A 23267-nucleotide genomic window follows, 5' to 3' on the forward strand; every position below is an offset into this window, starting at 1 on the left:
TGCATCCTTATCAGGCCCTGAATGACGCGCTATAGCGCGCCGCTGGACCGATCATGCCCCGGCTGCCCGGAGATTTGAAGGAGTTTAATCATGTTTTCGGGCTCGATACCGGCTCTGGTGACCCCGTTTCGCGACGGACGGGTGGATGAAGCGGCTTTTCGCGCCCTGGTCGACTGGCAGATCGCGGAAGGATCGAGCGCGCTCGTCCCCTGCGGCACCACCGGCGAAAGCGCGACGATGACGGTCGAGGAACATAATCGCGTCATCGCCATCTGCGTCGATCAGGCGGCGGGACGCGTGCCGGTGATCGCGGGCTGCGGCTCCAACGACACCCGGATCGCGCTGGAACATATGTATGCGGCGCAGGGCGCGGGTGCGGCCGCCGCGCTGGTCGTGGCGCCTTATTACAACAAGCCCAATCAGGACGGCGTCTATCAACATTTCGCCTATCTGGCGGAACGCTGCGCCCTGCCGATCGTCCTCTATAACGTGCCCAGCCGTACCATCACCGACATCGGCGTGCCGGTGATCCACCGCCTGTCGGAAGCCTATCAGACCGTCGTGGGGATCAAGGACGCGACCGGCAATCTGGGGCGCGTCACCGCGCAGCGGCTCGCCTGCCGTCCCGACTTCTGCCAGCTTTCGGGCAATGACGAAACCGCGCTCGGCTTCAACGCAATGGGGGGCAAGGGGTGCATCAGCGTCACCGCCAATGTCGCGCCGCGCCTGTGCGCCGATTTCCAGGCCGCCTGCGCAGCGCATGACTGGGATGGCGCGTTGGCGTTGCAGGATCGTCTTTATCCCCTGCATGATGCCCTGTTCAGCGATTCTTCACCCGGCCCGGTCAAATATGCGCTCACCCGAGTCCGCGCCGACATGCCCAGCGACGTCCGCCTGCCCATCACCTGGCCGTCGGAATCGAGCCGCGCCGCGGTCGACCGGGCGCTGGAAATCGCCGGACTGGTTTGAAGGGGACCGCGTCCCCATATATGAAATGAGTTAGAACACAGTCATGGCCCGCCCCCGTCCCGCAACCTTCGACAAGAAGAAGATCGTCGCCGAAAACCGGCGCGCCCGCTTCGATTATTTCATCGAGGACGTGTTCGAGGCCGGCATCGCCCTGCAAGGGACCGAGGTGAAGGCGTTGCGCGGCGGCGAAGGCAATATCGCCGAAAGCTATGCCGAGGTGAAGGGCAACCAGGTGTTTCTGGTGAACAGCAACATCCCCGAATATAGCCACGGCAACCGCGAAAATCATGAGCCCAAGCGTCCGCGCAAGTTGCTGCTGCACGAACGCGAGATCGAAAAGATGCACAGCGCCGTGTCGCGCAAGGGCATGACGCTGGTGCCGCTGATGATCTATTTCAACAGCACCGGCCGCGCCAAGATCGAGCTGGCGCTGGCCAAGGGCAAGCAGAACCACGACAAGCGCGAAACCATCAAGGACCGCGACTGGAAACGCGATCAGCAGCGCATCATGCGGGACAAGGGCTGATGAGCCGCCTGACCCGCTGGTGGCATGCCAATTGTCCGACCCGCGAGTCGCTGGAGCAGAGCCGCGTGCTTGCGCCGGTCGCGCATCGCGTGCTGGAACCCTCGCTCTGGCGCTTCACTCGCCGCTCGGTGCCGCGCGGCGTGGCGCTGGGCCTGTTCGTCGGCATCTTCCTGCTGATCCCCGGCGTCCAGATCGCGGGCGCTGCGCTGCTGGCCCTGCCGTTCCGCGCCAATATCCCGGTCGCGGCGGCGATGACCTTCCTGTCCAATCCCGCCACCACGCCGCTCATTCTGATGGCGTCGGTATGGCTGGGCAACTGGATGTTGGGCCGCAGCGCGGATGCGACCGGCTTCATGGCGCTGGTCGACGGCCACGCCACCGTCAGCCAGTGGACCAATTGGCTCCTGTCCGAAGCCGCACCCGCCATGCTGCTCGGCCTCGTCCTGATTTCGCTCGCCAGCGCGGTCGTCGGCTACGTCATCGCCGACTGGTTCTGGCGTCGGCGCATGGGCCGGAAATGGCAGGCGCGTAAATTGAGGATTGGCAAGGCCCATCAAAGCGGCGCATTGGAGAAGGCCGCCGGCGTCTGACGTCGGCTGTCGTTCGCAAGCAGGCTCAGGGGTATCGGGTTGAAAAGAGGTGAAGAGGCCTGGCTGGTGCAGCCGCGCTCGCGTCTGGCGTTGCCGCTGCTGATCCTTGCCGCCTTGGCCTCCGCCGCGCTGGTGCTCTACGCCGTGGGCAGCCTGCAGCTGGCCGCCGGGTTCGGCGCGACGATCCTGGTCGCCGCCGCCCTGCTCGGTTGGTATAAGCATCTCTTTCCTACGCCGGTGTCCGCCAGCGAGGCGACACCCGACTGGACCGTCGCCCGCGCCGCCGCCGACGCGTCCAGCATGGCGATCGCCGTCACCGATCGCGGCGGTCGGCTGGTCTGCGCGAGCGACCTGTTCGGCGAATGGTTCCCCGGATATCCGACTCCACCCGCCGTGACAGCGGATGCCGCGCTCAACGACGCCCTGTCCGCCGCCGCCCGCGCCGCCTGGCGCGATGGCGAAGCCAAGGTGGAAGGCATGGCCCAGGGCGCCTTGCGCCTGGACGTCGCCATCGCCCGCACCGGCCGGTCCGACGATTATCTGCTCTGGCGCTTCACCCCCGTGCGCCAGCCCAGCGCACTGGACGACGTCAACCGCTTCCTCACCGGCGAAGCGGGGCGGCAACTGGGCGAGGCGGGCATCATGGCGGTGCTGATCGGCGGCGAAGGCCGCATCCGCGCGGCCAATGGCGCCTTCCTGTTGCGCGCGGCGGGGCGGATCGACGCCAATATCATCGGCCGCGATTTCGCCGCCCATATGCGGGTGGACGACAAGAGCCGCCTGTTCCTGGCGCGCGAAGAACAGGGCGGCCTGCCGCTGCGCCTGCTCCAGGTGCCCTTGAAGCGCGCGGCCCAGCCCAACGGGTCGCAGGCGTCGATGCAGGACGGGCCGATGCTGCTGCTGCTGATCGACGAACCGGCGGGCGGCGGCGGCACGTCCGCGCTCTCCTATATCGAAACGCTCCTGTCGCTGTTGCCCTTCGGCCTTGCCATGGCCGACCGGGACGGGCGCGTCCTCTTCCTCAACAACGCCTTCGCCCGCGTCGCGGGCCTGCGGGACGGCGAGAAACCCAGCTATCCCGGCGATCTCGTCGTGCGGGAGGATCAGGCGGCGGTCGCCGACGCGGTCCGTCGCTTCGCGGTGGGTCCGCAAATGTCGGGCGATATCGCGGTCCGCATGCGCGGCCAGCCCGACGATCCGGTCGCGCTCAGCCTGGCGGGCGTGCGGGGCCTGGGCGAAGCGGCGGTGCTGCTCAGCCTCAAGGACAATAGCGAGGAATCCAAGCTCAAGCGTCAGGTCGCGCAGGCGACCAAGATGCAGGCGATCGGCCAGCTGGCCGGCGGCGTTGCGCACGACTTCAACAATATCCTCACCGCCATCATCGGCCATTGCGACCTGATGCTGATGCGCCATACGCCCGGCGACAGCGACTATGACGATATTCAGCAGGTCAAATCGAACAGCAATCGCGCCGCGGGCCTGACCCGCCAGCTGCTCGCCTTCTCGCGCCAGCAGACCTTGCGCCCGCAGATATTGCAGTTGCCCGACATCGTCGCCGACGTCTCCAATCTGCTCAAGCGCCTGCTGGGCGAAAATGTGAAGCTCGACGTCACCCATGGCCGCAATCTGGGCGCGATCCGCGCCGATCCGGGCCAGCTGGAGCAGGTGATCGTCAACCTCGCGGTCAACGCCCGCGACGCCATGCCCGAAGGCGGCACGGTCAATATCCAGACCTATGCCGTCCCCGCCATCAAGGTGCGCGAAATGCGCCAGCAGATATTGCCCGCGGGCGATTATACCGCGCTGCGGGTGTCCGACACCGGCCTTGGCATCCCGCCCGACATTCTCGCCAAGATCTTCGAACCCTTCTTCACGACGAAGGAACTGGGGAAGGGCACGGGCCTCGGCCTGTCCACCGTCTATGGCATCGTCAAACAATCGGGCGGCTATATCTTCGCCGAATCCGAACTGGGGCGCGGGGCCAGCTTCGTCATCTATCTGCCCGTCTATAGCGGCGCGGACGCGGAACAGCCCGTTGCCGCCAAAGCGCCCAAACCCCGCAGCGAAACCTGGGGCACCGGCACCGTCCTGCTGGTGGAGGATGAAGATATGGTCCGCGCCGTCGCCGAACGTGCGCTCACGCGCCAGGGCTACAAGGTGCTGACGGCCAATGACGGCGAACAGGGGTTGGAGGTGCTGGGCGGCACGGAAAAGATCGACCTGCTGATTTCCGACGTGGTCATGCCCAATATGGACGGCCCCGCCATGGTCGCGCAGGCCCGCCGCGCCTATCCCGACCTGCCGGTCCTGTTCATGTCGGGCTATGCCGAGGAACAGCTGCGCAAATCGATCGACCTCGCCAATGTCGCTTTCCTGCCCAAGCCCTTTTCCGTCAGCCAACTGGCCGAAGCCGCGCGCGACGCCCTGGCCATGCGGCCGCTCACACCCTGAGTTTGCGCGGGATTAAGGTGAATATGCTGGGCAAGGCGACAGGGATCGGTTAGCGAGTTGGCTGGATTAGCGAGGATCGCACAGCATGTCGGACGCCAAGAGCATATTGATTGTCGAAGACGAAGCGATGATCGGCATGATGTTGGAGGATTATCTCGACGCCCTGGGCTATCGGCTGCATGCCGTCGCCGCCACGGTCGATGAAGCCTGTGCCCATGCGCGCGATGGCGGGTTCGACGCCGCTTTGGTCGACTGCAATCTTCAGGGCGAAAAAAGCTGGCCGGTGGCGGACATCCTCGCCGAACGCGGCGTACCTTTCGTCTTTGCGACCGGCGGCATGGCCGACGATCTGCCGTCCAGCCACGCCAGCCGACCGACGCTTGCCAAGCCTTTCACCATCGGCGCGGTCGAACGCGCATTGGGCAAGATCCTGAGCGAATAAAGCGTTCGGGCAAGCGGATAGGAAATTTCTGTTCCCCTCTTGTTCTTTAAGAACAAACAGGATACATCATCGCCAAGGCGCCGAATATTCGTGCGCTCTCCGCTTGACAGGAGGTAGGCCGATGACCGCAATGCTCTCACTCATCGATTCCAAGAAGAACGGGACAATGGACAGACAGAAAGCATTGGACGCGGCGCTCGCGCAGATCGACCGCGCCTTCGGTAAAGGCTCCGCCATGAAGCTGGGCAGCCGCGAAAAGCTGGAGATCGAAGCGATTTCCAGTGGTTCTCTCGGCCTCGATATCGCACTTGGCATTGGCGGCCTGCCCAAGGGGCGTATCATCGAAATCTATGGTCCCGAAAGCTCGGGCAAGACGACGCTCGCGCTCCATGTCATTGCCGAAGCGCAAAAGGGCGGCGGCACGGCGGCGTTCGTTGACGCGGAACATGCGCTCGATCCGGGCTATGCCAAGAAACTGGGCGTCGACATCGACGAACTGATCGTGTCTCAGCCCGATACGGGCGAGCAGGCGCTGGAAATCGTCGATACGCTGGTGCGATCCAATGCGATCGACGTGCTGGTGATCGACTCGGTCGCCGCGCTTGTGCCGCGCGCTGAAATCGAAGGTGAGATGGGCGACAGCCATGTCGGCCTTCAGGCGCGCCTGATGAGCCAGGCGCTGCGCAAGCTGACCGGCTCCATCTCGCGGTCCAAGTGCATGGTGATCTTCATCAACCAGGTGCGCATGAAGATCGGCGTGATGTACGGCAATCCGGAGACCACGACTGGTGGCAATGCGCTTAAATTCTACGCTTCGGTGCGTCTCGACATCCGTCGTACCGGCCAGATCAAGGATCGCGACGATATCGTTGGCAACGCGACCCGGGTGAAGGTGGTCAAGAACAAGGTTGCCCCGCCTTTCAAGCAGGTCGAATTCGACATCATGTATGGCGAAGGCATTTCCAAGATCGGTGAGATTCTCGATCTGGGTGTCAAGGCCGGGGTGGTAGAAAAATCGGGCGCCTGGTTCTCCTACGACTCGATCCGCATTGGGCAGGGGCGTGAGAATTCGAAAACCTATCTCAAGGAACATCCTGAACTGGCGGACAAGCTGGAAAAGGCGATTCGTGGCAAGACCGAAGAAGTCGCCGAAAAGATGATCACCGGACCCGATGCGGAGGATGATGGCGAATAAGCCCTGCAACTGCGTCCGGCCGGATCAGCCGGAACGCAGTTATGGGATATCGCCCGCCTTGCGCATCACGCTCTGAAAAGGCCCGCCGCGCTCCCCGCGCGACGGGCCTTTTACCGTCGGCGAGATGGAGGGGGGCAGGGCGCGGCTTACGCAGGAACCGCATGGCTTGTGTCCTGTAGAAGGCGGCACGCCAGTTTTCCCCTATGAAGGTCGGGCTTGGTCCTTATCTCGACCGCCCGGACATACCGATAGGATCAAGCCCGCGTAACGAAACAACAAGATGGACGGGAAATGTGCGAAGTTAAGCGGTCGCACGCCTATTTTCAGCCTTTCCCCAAAAGCAGAATCACCTTCGTTGCGTTGGCGCGCAGCCGTCCATGCCAAGTCTTCAACAAGCCGAAACAGCCCATCAAAGGCATAGCTTTCACGGCGAAACATCCCAATGCCCTTGCCAACATCCTGCGCCCAAACGATGCTCCTTAAGGCGCGCCGATTCGACCCGCCCCCTCTCACATTGGAACCCACTCATGCGCGTCGCCATCGAAGCGATACTCGATTATGATTTTGCCGAACCGACCGACGTCCTGCTGGCGGTAGAGGCCGCAGCGATGCCCGATCAGCAGGTCATTACCCAGTCCCACATCATCGACAATGCAGGCCCGTTGACGAACAAGCGCGGCGGCAGCGGCATCGGCCGCCGCACCTGGACCCGCACCGGCACCGGCCGCATGCTCAGCACCTATCGCGCGACCATGGAGGTTGCGCGCCAGCCGGTCGCGATCGCCAGCCTCGCCAAAAGCCCCCTGCCCAGCCTGCCCGAGGATGTGCTCCCCTTCATCTGGCCCAGCCGCTATTGCGAGGCCGATCGCTTCGGCAGTTTCGTCAGTAGCCATTTCCCCGATCTTCAGGGCGGGGCGCTGGTGCAGGCGCTGGTCGACTGGGTGCATGACAATCTCGTCTATGTGCCCGGCAGTTCGGACAGCACGACCACCGCCGCCGACACGTTCGTCGCCCAGCAGGGCGTGTGCCGCGATTTTGCGCATCTGACCGCCGCACTGATCCGATCGCGCGACATTCCCGCCCGGTTGGTGTCGGTCTATGCACTTGGCCTTGATCCACCGGACTTCCATGCCGTGGTCGAAGTCTGGCTCGACGGCGCCTGGCACATCGTCGATGCCACCGGCTTGGCCCCGGTCGAAACCATGGTCCGCATCGCCGTCGGCCGCGACGCCACCGACATCGCCTTCATGACCGTCTTCGGCGGCGCGATGATGAATGCGCAGTCGATCACCGTGACGCAGGCCTGACGCCGTCCCATCGCCGCGCGCCCACCCCTGGTGGCGCGCGGCGACCTGCCTCGCAAACGGTTGCCCATCCTCAATAATCCTTCGAATAGCGCAGGTTGGCCGACGATCCGGCATTGGTACCGGTCTTCGACAACAGGCTCAGCGTCTTCGACAACGCGATCTCCAGCTGGGTGGCGGTGAAGCCCTTTGAGTCGGTGATCACCTCCACATAGATATTGTTGGAGATATGCTGTCCCACCGCGAGCGAGGTGCCGCGCCCGGTCGCCTCGTCGCCACCGACGATGCCGATCCGGTCGAGACCCGAAGCCCCCTGCAACTTGCCCATCGGGTTCAGTCCGCCGCTGCCGCCCCGCAGCCCGTTGAGCGCCGCCGCCAGCTGCACCGCCTGCATCGCGGACAGGTTGGCGACATTATCGCCGAACAGGATGCGCGAGAGGATCTCGTCCTGCGGCAGAGTGGGGGTGGAGATGAAGGCGATATCGGGCTGCTGCGCCGACCCCGTCACCTGGATGCCCGCCGTCACCGTGTCGATCCGGGTTTCCGCCTTGATCTGGAGCGTCGGGTTCAGCATCGGCCCGTTGAAGGTGATGACCCCCCGCTCCAGCTCGAACTGCTTGCCCGAGAAGCTGTAGCGCCCCCGCAGCGATTCGATCTTGCCGATCACGCGCGGATCGGCGGTGGTGCCGGTGACGCGCATGTTGGTCTTCCATTCGGAATCCAGCCCCATGCCGGTCACGTAGATTTCATTGTCAGCGCGCACCCGGATGTCGAGCTTCCAGTCGGCGGGCTTCGCAGCGGCCTGCCGCGCAGCCAGGCGCTGGTCGAGCGGGTCGGTCCCGCCGCCCTTGCGGCGTATGCCCTGAAGCTGCCGGATATCCGTCCCGCCCTGCCAGGCGAAGCGGTAGCGGGTCTCGGGCAGATTGAGGTCGCCCTCGATCAGGCCGCCATTGGCCGCACTGTTGCTGATGTTGATCGTGCCGCTGACGACGCTGGTGATCGCTTCGCTGCGCGCGAGCCGGGCACGATCGAGCTTCACCGCGATATCCATCGGAAAACCGCTGGCGGCGGCCAGGCCGACATTGCCCGACGCCTGGACCGTGCCGTCACCAGCGCGGCCGGAAAAGTCGCGGATCTCCAGATGATCGTTGGTGAAGCGTCCATCCAGCTTCATCTGCGTCACGCGCGTTCCGAACGTCTCATTCTCATAGGTCAGCGCGTTGGCGCGCACCACGCCGTTCAGGCGCGGGTCGGTCAGCCGCCCGCTAAAGTCCGCCGCGACGGCAAGACCACCGGTCAATTGCTGGTCGGCAAGACCGGCGAAGGAGAAGAGCACATCGGCCGGTCCCGCATAGCGAATACCGCCGCCCAGCCGTGCGTTCTGCAACTGCTCGGACCAGCTCGCCCCCGCACCGGGCGGCGCCAGCGTGGCCGTGAAGCGCCCCAGCGTGTTGCTGCCGGCCCGGATCAGCCCGCGCAGGTCGCCGCCTGCCGAGGACAGCTTGCCCTCGATGCTCATCGACACCGGGTCGGACACGGCGGTCAGGCTGGACCGGCGGAAGTCGCTGATGGCAAGACGCGTCGTGGCGGTCGGGAAGGCGCTGCCCTGCTGGTTATAGTCCAGCGCGCCCGTCGCCCGCCCGCCGATGCCCAGACCAGGCGAGACTATATTGGCGATGGCCAGGTCGAAATCCTTGAACCGCGCCTGCGCGCTGGTCGTGTCGCCAAAGCGGCCCGCCAGATCGACCTTGCCCTGCGGCAATATCAATGTCGCCGGTTCCAGGCGATAGCCGCCCTTTTCGACACGGATGATAGCCGGATTGGCCAGGCGGAAATCGATATTGGCCGCCTTGCCCTGCAACGCCACGGCATAGAGGTCGGGACGCAGCGCCGCATTGGCGGCGATCGAGAAGGGCACGCCGCTGGACCCGTCCGCGACTATCTGCGCGCGGCCACGGCCACCCTGATAGTCGAGCCGCGCCCGCGCCTTGCGCACCACATAAGCGCCATAGGCCGCATTGGCGATCTGCGCGTCCGCCTTGATCTGCGGTTGTTCGGTCAATAATAGAGAGGCCTTCACGATCGCCCGGCCGATGACGATATCGACCTCTCCCGGCAGCTTCGCGTTGCTGGCGGTCGCATCGACATCGACGCCCTGCACCTTGCCCACGGCGGCCAATCGCACCGCGCCGTCGATGCCCGATCCGTTCAGCGTCAACTGGCCGGTAAAGGGACCGGCGGCGCTCTGCTGGATGCGGCCGTTCATGTCGACCCCGGCAAAGCGCGCCTTGGTCACGTCGATGGTCAACGGACCCTGCGCCGTGCGGATCAGCACATTGGCGAAGAAGGGGCCATAGGGCGATCCGCCGGTGGCCTCCAGCCGATATCCGGCCGCTTCGCCGTTCAGCTTGGCAACGACATCGGTCAGTTGCACCCCAACATTGGGGCGCGCCGCGCGCAACACCGCCTGTGGTCGTTCCATCGTACCGCGCACGGTCAGCGCCAGCGGTCCATATTGTTTCGAGGACGCCGCCGCATCGAAGGCGATCCGTCCGTCCGTGTCATAGCTGCCGGAACCGCTGTGGATAGTGAAATTGGGCGCCGCGCCTTTCAATCCGGCCAGCGTGAACTTGCCTTCCGGCGTCATCCCGATCCGCCCGGACATGACCGCGTTACCGCCGAGGAAATCGCGAACCGATGCGTTTTCCCAACGCGCCGTGCGCATACCGAACCGCCCGCCCAGGCCGAACCCGCCCTTGGGGCCGGGGATCAGTTCGACATCGGTGTTGAGGTTGACGATGCCGACGCCGTCGATCTTGTAATCGTTGACCCGGCCTTTCAGCGCGCCGCGATAGAGGGCGTTGTCGAGGTCCGCCAGCACGATGGCGGTCGCGTCGATCTTGTCGCTGTCGATCTTGAGATTGTCGCTGATCAGCTTGCCCGCGGCATAGGCGAAGTCGCCCTTCACGCGCAGATTCTGGAGCAACCCACCCGCCGCTGCATTGAGGCCGGTCACGCGGGTCGCGGTGGCATTGACGGGAATGCGGATGCGATCGGCGTCGATGACCGCACGACCACTGGCCTTCAGATTCTCGATGCCCGTGGCGTCGAAGGCGATGCTTCTGGCGGTGATGTCATAATCGATGAAGGGCGTCGCCATCGGCCCGTCGAGGATGATGGAGGCGCGCACGTCGCGGCCCTTCACCTTCTCCATGATCGCGCCGGGCGTCAGCAGCGCGGCATTGATCTTGAGCGCGCTGAACCGGCTCTTGCCCAGGTCGATCAGACCCTGCGCATCGGCGGACATGGCCGGCGACCGCAAGGTGCCCTTGACGTTGACGCGCCGTTCGTTGAGGCCGACGAACAGATCGACGTCCAGTTGCGGCGCGGTCAGCCGATCGACCGTCCCGGCCAGGACCAGGCCGGGACGCACCGGGCCTTTCGCGGTGAAATTGCCGTTGCGGGCCGTCAGGGCGATATTCGCCAGCTCGCCCTTGGGCGATGTCGCGACGATCCGGCCGTCCCACGCCTGCCAGCTACCCTTGCCATCCAGCGTTGCGGTCATCCCGTCGGTCAGACCCGACATGGCTGCGATGACGCCACCCTTGGGCGCGGTTAGCGTACCGCTCATCGCCAGGCGGTTCTGGTCCGGCACCGCGTCCAGCTTCGCCTGCAACCGGTCGCCGCTATCGACGATCGCATCGGCCGACAGGATCGCCCGGCCATCGGCGATATGGGTGACGCCGTCGATCGCGATTTCCCGCTTCTGCCCGATGACAGGCTTGGCGAGGATGAACTTGCCGATCTTCATCCGGTCGACGTCAATGTCCAGGTCGGGCAGGATCGGCGCGTTAGGATCGCTCGCCACGACATGGAACTGCGGACTGCGCGCCAGCACCACCAGCGGGGTTTCGAGCAGGCTCACGGAGATATGATTGTTGATGTAGCGGAACGGCCGCCAGATCACATGCACCTGGGGGCTGACGGCGAAGACGCCCTTGGGATCGCGCAACACCAGGTCATGGATCGTCATGTCGCTGTAGATCGATCCGTCGATGCGGCCAACTTCGATCTTCATGCCCGATTCCATCTGGAACGCGGCAATCTGCCGGATCAGGAATGTCTTGCCAGGCTGGGTGTTCAGGCCCAGCAGCAGGCCCGCGACCAGAACCACCAGGGCAACGGCCAGACCGACGACGCCGATCGCGATCTTCCGCCACAAGGGCCGCTTTTCCCGCACCATGATTGTTTCAGCCGTAGCGTCTGAAGCGGGAGGGATATTGTCGTCCTGCGCCATCAGAAGGCCTGTCCGATACCGATATAGATGGCGAATTTGGATTCGCCGGGCTGCCGGTTGATCGGCATGGCGATGTCCGCGCGGAAGGGACCGAAATTGGTATAGAAGCGGCCACCCAGGCCGACGCCGTAGCGCATGTCGGAAAATTGCGGCATCTGGCTTTCATAGACCTGGCCCGCATCGACGAAGGCGACGACGCCATAATTGCCGAAGCGGTAGCGGCCTTCGACCGCGAACTCGTTGACGGACCGGCCGCCGATCGGATCGCTGTTCGCGTCCTTCGGCCCCAGTTCCTGATAGCCGAAACCACGGACCGATCCGCCGCCGCCTGCATAGATGCGCCGCGACGGCGCGACATCGGCGCGGCTGACGCCGCTGATCGTGCCGACGCGTGCGCGCCCTGCGATCACCAAGGCGTCGGACACCGGATAGTAGCCCGAAAGGTCGAAAGTGGCGCGCAGATAGGGGGAGAAATTCCCCTGGAGCGATCCTTCCGGTTCGGCGCGCAGATTGGCGCGGAACCCCCTGGTCGGGTTCAGCAGGTCGTTCGACCGGTCATAGCCGATCTGCACCGGCAAGCCGCCGATGAAATAGGTCCGCCGCGTCTTGTCCGCCGTAGTCGGGTCGATCACGACCTGCTCGTTGGTCAGCAGGATTTCAGCCCCATAGCTGTAGGTCCAGCGTTTCTGGAAGATCGGCGTCGACTGGCGTGACCAGCCGATATTCACGCCCGCCGTATAGGCTTCATAGGCATTGTAATTCTGGTGGTTGACCGTGATGCCGGTCTGGAATGTCTTGTCGCGCTTGCCCGCATTGGCGCGGCGGAAGGTCGCCGACGCGCCCTGTTCCTGCGTGCCCGCGATCGCGCCCAGGATCAGCGCGCCTTCGGGTGGAAACAGGTTGCGGTGGGTCCATGTCCCTTCCACACGGAAGCCCTGGCCGGTGCCGTAGCCGCCTTCGCCCGCCAGCGTGCGGGGTGGTCCTGCTTCCTGTTCGACATGCAGGTCGACATATTCGGTCCCGTCCGGCCCCACCTCGTTCGTCCGTACCGGGTCGACGCCGACGCTGGAAAACAGCCCCGTCGCGACCAGCGCCTTGCGCAGGTCGTCCACCTTGCGGCTGTCATAGAGTTCGCCAGGCTTGTAGCGGCGAATGACCTCCATATGGTCGGCGCCGAACGCCTGCTTGTTGCCGCTGGTCGTGATCTTGCGAAATAGGCCGCGTGGGCCGACGTCGACGGGCAGCGTATAGTCGCCCGTTACCGTAGCGGGGTCGAGCAATATGTCGCGCGCGCCCACCTTGGCGAAAGCATAGCCCTGTTCCGGCAGCCGCAGCGCCACATTGGCCTCTGCCCCCTCCACCGTAGCGGCGACGATATAGTCGCCGGTCTTGAGCGGCAGGCTGTCGCGCACCAGGCTGGGCGGCACCGTGGGGGCAGCGGTGATGACGATATTGCCGATCTTGTAGCGCTTGCCCGGCGTGACGGAAATCACGGCCTTCAGCGTACCATCGCCGGTCTGGTCCAAGCTGGCGAGCGCGGTCGCGTCATAATAGCCTTCGGAATAGAGCAGCCGCGTCGCCAGCTTTTCATCTTCCGTCGCGCGCGCCTGCACCATGGCGGCGGTCTCGGCCTTGCCTTTCCCGTCGATCAGTGCCGACGCGTCCTTGAATGCCTCTTCCAGGCCCGTCTTGCCGAACCCTTCGAAGCTGGTGGCGTAGCGGACGTCGGGCAGCTTGGCATTGGGGTCGGCATTGGCCGCGACATTGGTCGGCACGGTCACACTGTCGAGCGGCGGCAAAGGCTGAGCCAATTCCCGTTCTTCGGCCGGATCGTTCGAGGGCGGCAACTCGGTCGGTGCGGTCGATTGCTGCGGCATCTGCTGGTCGATCCAGCTATCGATGGACGGCAATGGCGCACCTGTGTCGCTGCTGTCGATCTTCGGCATGCGCGCGTCGAACTGGTCGTCGGGCAGGATCGGCTCTTCGTCCTGCGCTTGTTCATGGGGCGGGTTTGCGCTTGGCGCGGACGCGGCGGTCTGCGCCCTCAGCGGTAGGGGGGACGTGGTCATCAGCGCCACGGCCATTATGCGCCGGACATGATAGGCCTGCCGTCTGTTCATGGAAATCGCGATGCCCCTTTCGCGCCGCGCATTTGGACCGCCCGGCAAAGAAGCAATACGCCCAAGGGGTTGCGACGGTTCCGCCTGCGACATGATTCGCCGCGCTTCCCACGGGACTCGCGGACGGCTAGAGCCTGTGCATGACATTTGCGCTCAATATTGCACGATCCATTTCCGGCCAGCCCTGGCGCTGGCGGGGCGGCAGCGCCGACGGGCGCGACGCCAGCTACCTGCCCGACGACCTGGTGACGCAATTGCTGCTGGCGCGCGGCTGCCCGCGCGATGGGGTGGAGGCGCATCGCAATCCCACCATCCGCCAGTTCATGCCCGACCCCAGCCTGTTCCGCGACATGGACGCGGCGGCCGAGCGTATCGCCGATGCGGTGCAGCGGGGGGAGGATGTTCGCATCTTCGGCGATTATGATGTCGATGGCGCGACTAGCGCCGCGCTGCTGATCCGGTTGCTGCGCGACCTTGGTCTCCATGCCAGGCCTTACATCCCCGATCGGCTGATGGAGGGCTATGGTCCTTCGGGCGAGGCGTTGGTGCGCCTCGCGGGGGAGGGGGCGACCCTGATCGTGACCGTCGATTGCGGCGCGCAGGCGTTCGAGGCGCTGGCGCAAGCCAAGGCGACCGGGGTCGACGTCATCGTGGTGGATCATCATAAATGCGCCACCCAGTTGCCCGAAGCCTTCGCGCTGGTGAACCCCAATCGGCTGGACGAGAATGAAGAGGCGGCGACGCACGGCCATCTGGCGGCGGTCGGCGTCGCCTTTCTCCTTGGCGCGGCGCTGGTGCGGCTGTTGCGCGCGCGGGGCTGGTTCGCCACCCGCCCCGAACCGGCGTTGATGGAACTGCTCGACATCGTCGCGCTGGGCACCGTGGCGGACGTGGCGCAGTTGAAGGGCCTCAATCGCGCTTTCGTCGCGCAGGGGCTGAAGGTCATGGCGAAGCGGCATAATGTCGGCCTGTCCGCCCTGATCGACGCCAGTCGCCTGACGCGCGCGCCGCTGTGCCATGATCTGGGCTTTGCGCTTGGCCCTCGGATCAATGCCGGGGGGCGCGTGGGGCAGGCGGACCTGGGCGTCCGATTGCTGACCACCGATGATCCGGTCGAGGCCGCACGCATCGCGGCGCAGCTGGATCATTATAACGAGGAACGCCGCGCGATCGAATCGACGGTGCAGGAACAGGCCGAAGCGCTGCTGGCGGCGCAGGGCAATCGCGCCGTCGCAGTGATTGCGGGCGACGGGTGGCATCCCGGCGTAATCGGCATCGTCGCGGGCCGCATCAAGGAAAAGGCCGGACGTCCCGCCATCGTCATCGCCGTCGATGAGGCGGGCGTGGGCAAGGGGTCGGGGCGCTCCATTTCCGGTGTGGATCTGGGCGCGGCGGTGCTGGCGGCCAAGGATAGCGGGCTGCTGGTCGCAGGCGGCGGCCATGCCATGGCAGCGGGGCTGACGGTGGCGGCGGACCGGATCGACGCGCTGGCCGACTATCTGGACGAGCGGCTGTCCGCTGCGGTTTCCAAGGCGCGCGACGATCGTGCGCTGTTGATCGACGCGGTGCTGGCGCCTGCGGGCGTGAACCCGGATTTCGTCGCCGCGATCGAGCAGGGCGGTCCCTATGGCGCGGGCTGGCCCGCGCCGCTGATCGCCGCCGGGCCGATGCGCGTCATAAAGGCCGATGTCGTGGGCAACGGGCATCTGCGCGCGATCATGAGCGGCGAGGATGGCCGGTCGATCAAGACCATTGCCTTCCGCCAGGCCGAAACCGAGCTTGGTCAGGCGATATTGGGTGCCCCGCGCGACCGCAAGCTGTGGGTCGCGGGCAAGGCGAAGATCGATGATTGGGGCAGCCGCCCGGCCGCCGAACTGCATCTGGAGGACGCCGCCTGGGCGGTTTGAGAAGCGGCGTCACAGCATTGCAATTTTCTTGGGCTTAGGGGGTTGACCCTTTCGTCGTCCCCGCCTAATTGCGCCTTCGCTTCGCAGCGCTGCCCAGTCGGCGTTGCATGAGGTCCCATCGTCTAACGGTTAGGACACTGCCCTTTCACGGCAGCGATACGGGTTCGAATCCCGTTGGGATCACCACCTCGTTCCTGCGAAGCTCCTTCTACAATTGCCCTATGTATTGCCCCCTCGCTTTGGTTGCGCGAAGGGTGCGGCGGCTATAGGGCTGCTGCCGATGTCGTTCCTTTTGCGTCTGCTGTTCCTGCTGGCTGGCCTTGCCCTGCCCGTTGCGGCCTTTGCCCTGCCGCCCAACCGGCCCACGCCCGGTTTCACCCGCGTCAGCATCGAAACCTCGGTCGGTGCGATCATCGTGGCGGTGGACCAGAAGCGGGCGCCGCGCACATCCGCCAATTTCCTGACCTATGTCGATGACGGCCGCTTCGACGGCGTCACCTTCTACCGCGCGGCGCGGCGCAAGAGCGATCCGAAATATGGATTGATCCAGGGTGGCATCGATACCGACGCGCGCCGATCGCTGCCGCCGATCCCGCACGAGCCGACAAGCCGGACCGGCATCCTGCATCGGGATGCGACGCTGTCCATGGCGCGGCCCAACCGGCCCAATTCGGCCATGGGCAATTTCTTCATCACCATCGGCGCCACGCCCAATATGGACGCGCGGGGCGATTATATCGGCTATGCCGCGTTCGGTCATGTCGTGGGCGGCATGGACGTGGTGCGCAAGATATTGGCCGTGCCGACCTGCTGCGGGTCGGGGCCGATGCGCGGGCAGATAATCGTCAAGCCGATCACCATCCTGCGCGCGCGGCGGCTGGATGGTACGCCCAAACCCTCGCGCGGGGTGAAGCCTTGGCTGATCGGCCTCAACAAACGAACAGCGAAATAGACAGTTCTACGCAAAAACCGCCTGATCGCGCACCCGGCGTCGCCCGGCTTCGCGCAGGGGGCGCGCCTGGATCTTCTTCCAGGCCTGTTCGTGGAAGAAGAAGGCGACGGCGTTGATCATCGGCTCGATCAGCGCGATGCCGCCCGCCAGCGCCAGCGACCCGGTCATGAGATAGGCCACGGTGAAGCCGACGGTCAGGTGGATGGTCAGATAGGTGCCGGTCTTGATGAGGTCGCGCGACATAGGCTGTCTCCTTGTTGCGCCCATAGTTAAGAACTATTCGCAATAGTGGCCAATGGCTTTTCCCACTGGCTGTGATCGGCCGATGCGATCAGGATGGGTGCGAAGGAGAGGCGGCATGACGGGACGGATCAGGGTGGGCATCGGCGGCTGGGTCTATGAGCCGTGGCGCGGCAGTTTCTACCCGCAGGGCCTGCGGCAGAAGGACGAACTGGCCTATGTCGGCGAACATCTGACCGCGACGGAGATCAACGCCACCTATTATAGCAGCCAGAAGCCCGCGACTTTCGCCGGTTGGGCCAAGGCGGTGCCGGACGGCTTCCAGTTCGCGGCCAAGGCATCGCGCTATTGCACCAATCGTAAGGTCCTGGCCGAAGCAGGTGAATCGGTCGCCAAATTCACGGGGCAGGGGATCGTCGAACTGGGCGACCGGTTGGGACCGATCCTGTGGCAGTTCATGGCGACCAAGCGGTTCGATCCGGACGATTTTAGTGCTTTCCTGAAACTGCTGCCTGCCAGCGTCGACGGGGTGCCGCTGCGCCATGCGCTGGAAGTACGGCATGACAGTTTCGCCGATCCCGCCTTTCTGGCCATGGCGCGGGACGCCGGGGCCGCCGTGGTGTTCGCCGATCATGCGGACTATCCCGCGATCCAGGGCCATGATGTCGGCTTTTCCTATATGCGGCTGATGCGCACGCAGGCGGAAGAGCCAACCGGCTATGACGCGACGGCGATCGCCGGTTGGGCCGATCGGGCGAGGGGTGAGGCAGAGCGGGGCGACGTCTTCAGCTTCTTCATCAGCGGCGCCAAGGAACGCAATCCGGCTGCGGCGCAGGCGATGATCGTGGCTTTAAAGTGACAGGCTGTTGCATTTAGTGCAATCGGTATGTCGTGCTTTGCGATTGTTACAAGAATATGACGGGCGTAGTGGCCCCGTTACACCCAGTCGGGTGCGAACTCTTGCAAAGATGGAGCAAAATATGCGTCAGGCCTTTCAGGGCGCTGTGCTGGCCGTTGCGGTCGGCGTTCAGATGCTGACTTTCTATTCGGTGCTATATGCCTGATTGCGCGTTTAGCGCGATCCTTATCCCGTTCGATCGGGATGCAAAAAGGCCGCTCCTGGGATAACCAGAGCGGCCTTTTTATTTGGTAATAACTTGGCGATGTCTTTCCGCCACGCTTTGCCTTATCAACCTTCCGCCAGCCAGCCCGCGAGCAAATAGGCAACGACGCCGATCGGTCCCAAGGCGCAGAGTGTCAGCAGGACCAGCGCGACGCGGACCAGCGTGACGTCTAGGCCGCTGCGGTTGGATATGCCGGCGCATACGCCCATGATCTTTCCGTTGCGGCGGTCGAGGGTGAAGCTGTTGGTCATGAAGATGGCTTTCTACGAATGAGGGTGGGATGGCGATGCGCGTCGATCAGGCGATCGGCGACACCGGGATGACCGCGTCGATGAACAGGCTGGCGACGATGAAGGCGCCGACAAGGGCGACGGTGGCGTTCTGGAACTTGACGATGGACATGGTGAAAACTCCCTGATTGTGTGAGGCCTACTGTCCGGCCCGTATGTCAGGGGAGATTGCAGATGCCGTGCCAATTTGCATTTTTGGCGGAAAAGAGCGGATTTATATCTGCTTTCCGGAAAGACGACATAGGCGCTGTTCCAGCTGTTGGGAAAATTCACTGCAAGATGGTGAAATATGCCTGAGCCTTCGTCCGACCCTGCCTATCTCTTCGTCTATGGTACGCTGCGGGCGGCGTTCGATGGTCCCATGGCGACGGGGCTGCGGCGGTCGGCCCAACTGATCGGCCCAGCCGTCATTGGTGGAACGCTCTACCGGGTCGCGGACTATCCGGGGCTTGTGCCGGGCGGCGTGGGGCTGGTCCATGGCGATCTGTTCGCGCTGCGGGATGCCACTGCGACGCTGGCGGTGCTGGATGATTATGAGGAATGCGCCCCCCATCATCCCCTGCCGCATGAATATCGGCGCGAGCGGTGCATGGTGCGAGCGGCCAGCGGGCCGGTCGAAGCCTGGACCTATGTCTACGCCTATGACGTGAGCGGCCTGCCTGTCGTCGCCGGGGGCGACTTCCTGGCTTGCGTGGGCGAGGCGGGCGGTTAGTCTGGCCCACCGACCGACAGAAGGAACCCGCCGATGACGACCGACCGCAGCGATGATGCCATGCCCGCCGTCGAGCGGCTGCCCGAAGACCGTAGCTGGATCGATTCCACCGGGCTGGCGCGGCGGCAGATATTGGCGGGTGGTGCGTTCGCGGCCGGGTTTGCGGCGGCCTGCCGCCCGGTCGCCAGCAGCGCGGTGCAGACGCCGGGCGAGGGGTTGACGGAGGAAAATATCTCCATCCCCGCCAGCGACGGCTTTGCCATGCCCGCCTTCGTCGCACGGCCTGCGGGCAAGAAGGGTGCGCCGATCATCGTCGTCGTGCATGAAATTTTCGGCGTGCATGAATGGATCCGCGACGTCTGCCGCCGCTTCGCCAAGGCGGGCTATTATGCCATCGCGCCCGACCTGTTTGCGCGGCATGGCGACGCGACCAAGGTTGCAGACATGAAGCAGCTGATCGGCACGATCGTGTCGCAGGCGCCCGACGCGCAGGTTCTGACCGACATCGACACCACCTATGTCTGGGCCGGAAGCCATGGGGGCGATGCGAAGCGGCGCGGCATTACCGGTTTCTGCTGGGGCGGGCGGATCGTCTGGCTCTATGCCGCGCACAGCGCCGATCTGGACGCCGGGGTCGCCTATTATGGGCGGCTGGTTTCGGACAAGACGGCCTTGCAGCCGCTCAGCGCGATCGAGGAAGTAGGCAAGCTCAAGGCCCCGGTGCTGGGCCAATATGGCGAACTGGACAAAGGCATCCCGGTGGCGGACGTGGACGCGATGCGCGCCGCGCTGAAAAAAGCGGGGAAGTCGCCGCCCGATGCGATCACCGTCCATGCCGGCGCGCAACATGGCTTCATGGCCGACTATCGTCCCAGCTATAACGAGGCGGCCGCCAAGGCGGCGTGGGACGCGACGACCGCCTGGTTCGGCACCTATGTGAAGAGATGACGATCGCGATGTCCGGTTCGCGCCGACAGGTGCGAACCGGACGGATGCCGAATCTTATTTCTGCTTCATCGCCTGCACCGCCGCCAATGTGCTCTTCACATGTTCGGCATAGTTCATTTCGCTATGGACGAAGGCGACGCGGCCCGACGGCGCGATGACATAGGAGGTACGGTCGGTCATGCCCGGTCGCATCTTGAGCGCCACGTCATAGCCCGACACGATGGCCGGCCCCGCCGATGCGACGGCGAACTTGCCCGCGCATTCCTTGGTCGAAAAGGCGACGAGATCATCCACCGAATCGGCCGACATGCCGATGACGGTTGCGCCCGCCGCCTTGAACTTGTCGATATTTTCCGCGAACTCGCGCGCTTCGGCCGAACAGCCCGGCGTGAACGCCTTGGGGAAGAAATACAGCACCACCGGTCCGCGCTTCAACTGATGCGACAGGGTCAGTGTGAAGGTCTTGCCCGCCTGCGCGCCGCGCGTGGTGAAGTCGGGCGCCTTCGTCCCGATCGCAAGCGCGGCCATGGCGCCGCTGGAGCTGAGGGCGACGGCAGCGGCGAGGAGGAGAGACAGACGCTTCATGGATCATTTCCTTAAGTCGGACTGTAATGGCCGGGACAGCGTCCCATTCTGGTCTGGTGATGATCGCGATAGGGGCGGCGCGCAAGTGGGCCGATAGGGAATCGGGGGCGACCGGCGAAAATTCTCATGGAGCGGATACGTATCGCGGATGGGAACCGGCGCGGGGCTGGCCGGTTCCTTCCCCATGCAACGGCTGTCCCCCATCCTGCTGATCGCGCCCCTGCTGCTGGCCGCCGGATGCCAACAGGCGCCGGACAACAGCAGCGGCCAGCCCGGCGTGGTCGCCAATATCATGGACCAGACCCTGCCGAACGTCGAGGACGCCCCGCCGCCCGCCAACGCCATCACCCCGGTAGAAGCGTCGCCGAAGATCGAGACGCCGTCGCCCCCCGCCGACAGTTCGGCCGGACCGATCCCCGCCGCCATGCAGGGGCGCTGGACCGGCGCGGCCGACCGATGCGGCGATCGCGGCGCGGATCTGGAACTGACGGTCGCGCCCGACCGGTTGCTGTTTCACGAAAGCGTGGGGACGGTGAAGACGGTGACGCAGGATCAGGATGGGCGCGCCGTCGTGGAGGCGGCCTTCACTGGCGAGGGGCAAAGCTGGACCCGCACGCTGGCGCTGCGGACGTCGAAGGACGGTAAGGCGTTGACCATCGTCAATGATGGTGCGGCGGTGACACGCAAACGCTGCTAGAGCATTTTCGAAGCAGACGGAATCGTCTGCTGACTCGGAAAATGCGAAAAACCAAAGATACGCCACCCTTTCCCCTGCGCATACTCCCCGCTACAGCCACGCGATGATCGGCCGCCTGACCTTGAGCGATTTCCGCAACCATGCGGACGCGCTGATCCTGCCCGATCACAGCTTCATCCTGCTGACCGGCGACAATGGCGCGGGCAAGACCAATATATTGGAAGCGGTGTCGATGCTCGCCCCGGGCAGGGGGCTGCGCGGTGCGGCGCTGTCCGCCATGGCGCGGCAGGATGGGGCGGGCGGCTTCGGCGTCGCGGCGGAGGTCGATGGCGTGGTGCTGGGCACCGGGGTCGCGGCCGCCAGTCCGGACCGGCGGCAGGTGCGGATCGGCGGCGTCGCATCATCCGCCAATGCGCTGGCCGACCATCTGGCGATCGTCTGGCTGACCCCCGCGATGGACCGGTTGTTCCTGGACAGTCCGGGCGGGCGGCGGCGCTTCCTGGATCGGCTGACGCTGGCGTTGCATCCGGGCCATGCCGTCCACAGCGCGCGCTATGACGCGGCGATGCGGGCGCGCAACCGGTTGCTGACCGATCCACGCCGGGCCGATCCATCCTGGCTGTCGGCGCTGGAGGCGCAGATGGGCGAGCATGGCACGGCACTGGCGCGCGCGCGCAGCGATCTGGTGACGCGGCTCAACGCCGTGCTGGCCGATCAGCCTGATGCCCCCTTCGCCCGCCCGCTGATTGCCATCGACGGCGAAGAGGCGAGCGACGAACCCTGGGCATGGCGGTTGGCGCGCGACCGGCGACGCGATGCGGCGGCGGGCCGGACATTGAGCGGGCCGCATCGTCACGACATGGCTGTCACGCATGTCGCCAAGGGGCAGCCCGCCGCGCTCTGCTCCACCGGCGAGCAGAAGGCGCTGCTGCTGTCGATCCTGCTCGCCCACGCCGCGCTGGTTGCGGCCGACCGCGGCCAGCCGCCTGTCCTGCTGCTCGACGAAGTGGCGGCGCATCTCGACCCGCTGCGGCGCGCCGCGCTGTTCGAGCGATTGCGCGCCACCGGGGGGCAGGTATGGATGACGGGTACGGAATCCAGTCTTTTCAACGATCTGGATAGTGCCACACGATTGACCGTAACCGCTGGTCATGTGTTTCGTTCCGCAACATAACGCATCGGCGAAACGACTCGTCGACGCGCGCTTGTCCATTCGTCCGCGCTCTGCCCTAAGACCGATATCGGGGTTCAAGCCTACAAGCTAAGTCGGGGTCGCAATCGCATGATCGTTGGTTTTCGCGCGTTTTTCGCGGCGTCTATTCTTGCGCTTTCGACTTTCTTCGCTGTTCCCGCGACCGCCGGTACGCTCCAGTGCGCACCCTTCGCCCGTCAGGTTTCCGGTATCGACATCCATGGCAACGCCAACACTTGGTGGGGTCAGGCCGATGGCCGCTATGATCGTGGCCATGAACCGCGCGTCGGCGCCGTCCTGGCCTTTGCCGCCAGCCGGTCGATGCCGGTGGGCCATGTCGCCATGGTCAGCAAGGTGCTGAGCGGCCGCGAAGTGCTGCTGACCCATGCCAACTGGTCCTATCGCGGCGGTATCGAGCGCAATGTGCGCGCGATCGACGTGTCGGCCAACAACGACTGGACCGATGTGCGGGTATGGTATGGCCCGATCGGCGACCTCGGCCTCCGCTCCAACCCGGCGCGCGGCTTCATCTATGCGCAGGCGCCCAAGAGCGTCGATCAGCCGGTGCAGATCGCGTCGGCCGACACCGCCACCGGCGGCGCGGCGATCCACGCCGCTTTCTGACGCGATTGGAAAGGGTGGCGCGGACGGCGCGACCTTGGCTGTTTTCCAACCCCTTACATCCCTGATCGCCGGTTAACGCATTTTCAAAGAATGACGGCCTAG

20 protein-coding genes and 1 tRNA gene are annotated in these 23267 nt (G+C 64.9%); 16 read left to right on the forward strand and 5 right to left on the reverse strand.

Features of this window, described 5'->3' with window-relative positions; translation table 11 throughout:
* Positions 1–90: 90 nt before the first annotated feature.
* The 7 genes from dapA to U5A82_RS05275 all read left to right on the forward strand — a co-directional run bounded on the left by dapA (position 91) and on the right by U5A82_RS05275 (position 7480).
* On the forward strand, positions 91–969 hold the full coding sequence (dapA, locus tag U5A82_RS05245; protein WP_326289210.1) for a 4-hydroxy-tetrahydrodipicolinate synthase: 879 nt from the start codon (positions 91–93) through the stop codon (positions 967–969).
* A gap of 43 nt (positions 970–1012) precedes the next feature.
* Complete coding sequence (gene smpB / locus U5A82_RS05250) at positions 1013–1495, forward strand: SsrA-binding protein SmpB (RefSeq protein WP_066599515.1); 483 nt, start codon at positions 1013–1015, stop codon at positions 1493–1495.
* A complete protein-coding gene (locus tag U5A82_RS05255; protein WP_442802155.1) occupies positions 1495–2085 on the forward strand; it encodes a DUF2062 domain-containing protein in 591 nt (196 codons plus the stop codon). The genes smpB and U5A82_RS05255 overlap by 1 nt, the downstream gene beginning before the upstream one ends.
* A 39-nt stretch (positions 2086–2124) precedes the next feature.
* Positions 2125–4536 (forward strand): hybrid sensor histidine kinase/response regulator, encoded by a 2412-nt coding sequence (locus U5A82_RS05260; protein ID WP_442802156.1) that lies wholly within the window; start codon positions 2125–2127, stop codon positions 4534–4536.
* 85 nt (positions 4537–4621) lie between these two features.
* A complete protein-coding gene (locus U5A82_RS05265; RefSeq protein ID WP_326289214.1) occupies positions 4622–4978 on the forward strand; it encodes a response regulator in 357 nt (118 codons plus the stop codon).
* Between the two features lie 121 nt (positions 4979–5099).
* Positions 5100–6173, forward strand: a complete 1074-nt coding sequence (gene recA / locus U5A82_RS05270) for a recombinase RecA (RefSeq protein WP_326289216.1) — start codon at positions 5100–5102, stop codon at positions 6171–6173.
* A gap of 527 nt (positions 6174–6700) precedes the next feature.
* Positions 6701–7480 (forward strand): transglutaminase-like domain-containing protein, encoded by a 780-nt coding sequence (locus U5A82_RS05275; RefSeq protein WP_326289218.1) that lies wholly within the window; start codon positions 6701–6703, stop codon positions 7478–7480.
* 70 nt (positions 7481–7550) lie between these two features.
* Here U5A82_RS05275 and U5A82_RS05280 read toward each other — a convergent pair whose 3' ends face one another.
* Together U5A82_RS05280 and U5A82_RS05285 are read right to left on the reverse strand one after the other, a co-directional pair.
* Complete coding sequence (locus U5A82_RS05280; protein ID WP_326289219.1) at positions 7551–11774, reverse strand: translocation/assembly module TamB domain-containing protein; 4224 nt, start codon at positions 11772–11774, stop codon at positions 7551–7553.
* Entirely contained in the window at positions 11774–13894 is a 2121-nt protein-coding gene (locus U5A82_RS05285; RefSeq protein WP_326289221.1) for an autotransporter assembly complex protein TamA, read from the reverse strand. Before U5A82_RS05285 ends, U5A82_RS05280 begins: the two co-directional genes overlap by 1 nt.
* A 140-nt stretch (positions 13895–14034) precedes the next feature.
* Between U5A82_RS05285 and recJ the strand changes: the two genes are divergently transcribed.
* From recJ to U5A82_RS05300, 3 genes are all read left to right on the forward strand, one after another.
* Positions 14035–15801 (forward strand): single-stranded-DNA-specific exonuclease RecJ, encoded by a 1767-nt coding sequence (gene recJ / locus U5A82_RS05290; protein ID WP_326289223.1) that lies wholly within the window; start codon positions 14035–14037, stop codon positions 15799–15801.
* 111 nt (positions 15802–15912) lie between these two features.
* Positions 15913–15987 (forward strand) — tRNA-Glu (locus tag U5A82_RS05295).
* A 94-nt stretch (positions 15988–16081) separates the two neighbouring features.
* Positions 16082–16753, forward strand: coding sequence for a peptidylprolyl isomerase (locus U5A82_RS05300; RefSeq protein WP_326289225.1), 672 nt, complete (start codon positions 16082–16084; stop codon positions 16751–16753).
* Positions 16754–16759: 6 nt separating this feature from the next.
* Here U5A82_RS05300 and U5A82_RS05305 read toward each other — a convergent pair whose 3' ends face one another.
* Complete coding sequence (locus U5A82_RS05305; protein WP_326289228.1) at positions 16760–16996, reverse strand: DUF2061 domain-containing protein; 237 nt, start codon at positions 16994–16996, stop codon at positions 16760–16762.
* 115 nt (positions 16997–17111) lie between these two features.
* Between U5A82_RS05305 and U5A82_RS05310 the strand changes: the two genes are divergently transcribed.
* A complete protein-coding gene (locus tag U5A82_RS05310) occupies positions 17112–17852 on the forward strand; it encodes a DUF72 domain-containing protein (RefSeq protein WP_326289229.1) in 741 nt (246 codons plus the stop codon).
* Between the two features lie 330 nt (positions 17853–18182).
* On the opposite strand, the gene U5A82_RS05315 is transcribed toward U5A82_RS05310, so the two are convergent.
* A complete protein-coding gene (locus U5A82_RS05315; RefSeq protein ID WP_326289230.1) occupies positions 18183–18368 on the reverse strand; it encodes a PspC domain-containing protein in 186 nt (61 codons plus the stop codon).
* A 328-nt stretch (positions 18369–18696) separates the two neighbouring features.
* Between U5A82_RS05315 and U5A82_RS05320 the strand changes: the two genes are divergently transcribed.
* Positions 18697–19119 (forward strand): gamma-glutamylcyclotransferase family protein, encoded by a 423-nt coding sequence (locus U5A82_RS05320; RefSeq protein WP_326289231.1) that lies wholly within the window; start codon positions 18697–18699, stop codon positions 19117–19119.
* Between the two features lie 33 nt (positions 19120–19152).
* Positions 19153–20067 (forward strand): dienelactone hydrolase family protein, encoded by a 915-nt coding sequence (locus U5A82_RS05325; protein WP_326289232.1) that lies wholly within the window; start codon positions 19153–19155, stop codon positions 20065–20067.
* 54 nt (positions 20068–20121) lie between these two features.
* On the opposite strand, the gene U5A82_RS05330 is transcribed toward U5A82_RS05325, so the two are convergent.
* Positions 20122–20652, reverse strand: a complete 531-nt coding sequence (locus U5A82_RS05330) for a peroxiredoxin (protein ID WP_326289234.1) — start codon at positions 20650–20652, stop codon at positions 20122–20124.
* Between the two features lie 148 nt (positions 20653–20800).
* Here U5A82_RS05330 and U5A82_RS05335 point away from each other — a divergent pair, with 148 nt between their 5' ends.
* The 3 genes from U5A82_RS05335 to U5A82_RS05345 all read left to right on the forward strand — a co-directional run bounded on the left by U5A82_RS05335 (position 20801) and on the right by U5A82_RS05345 (position 23165).
* Positions 20801–21349 (forward strand): hypothetical protein, encoded by a 549-nt coding sequence (locus U5A82_RS05335; protein WP_326289236.1) that lies wholly within the window; start codon positions 20801–20803, stop codon positions 21347–21349.
* A 103-nt stretch (positions 21350–21452) separates the two neighbouring features.
* Positions 21453–22523 (forward strand): DNA replication/repair protein RecF, encoded by a 1071-nt coding sequence (gene recF / locus U5A82_RS05340; protein WP_326289238.1) that lies wholly within the window; start codon positions 21453–21455, stop codon positions 22521–22523.
* Positions 22524–22631: 108 nt separating this feature from the next.
* Positions 22632–23165: a CHAP domain-containing protein gene (locus tag U5A82_RS05345; protein WP_326289240.1), complete on the forward strand. Its 534-nt coding sequence runs from the start codon at positions 22632–22634 to the stop codon at positions 23163–23165.
* The last annotated feature ends 102 nt before the right edge of the window (positions 23166–23267 follow it).

This window comes from Sphingobium sp. CR2-8, assembly GCF_035818615.1.
Classification (GTDB): Bacteria; Pseudomonadota; Alphaproteobacteria; order Sphingomonadales; family Sphingomonadaceae; genus Sphingobium.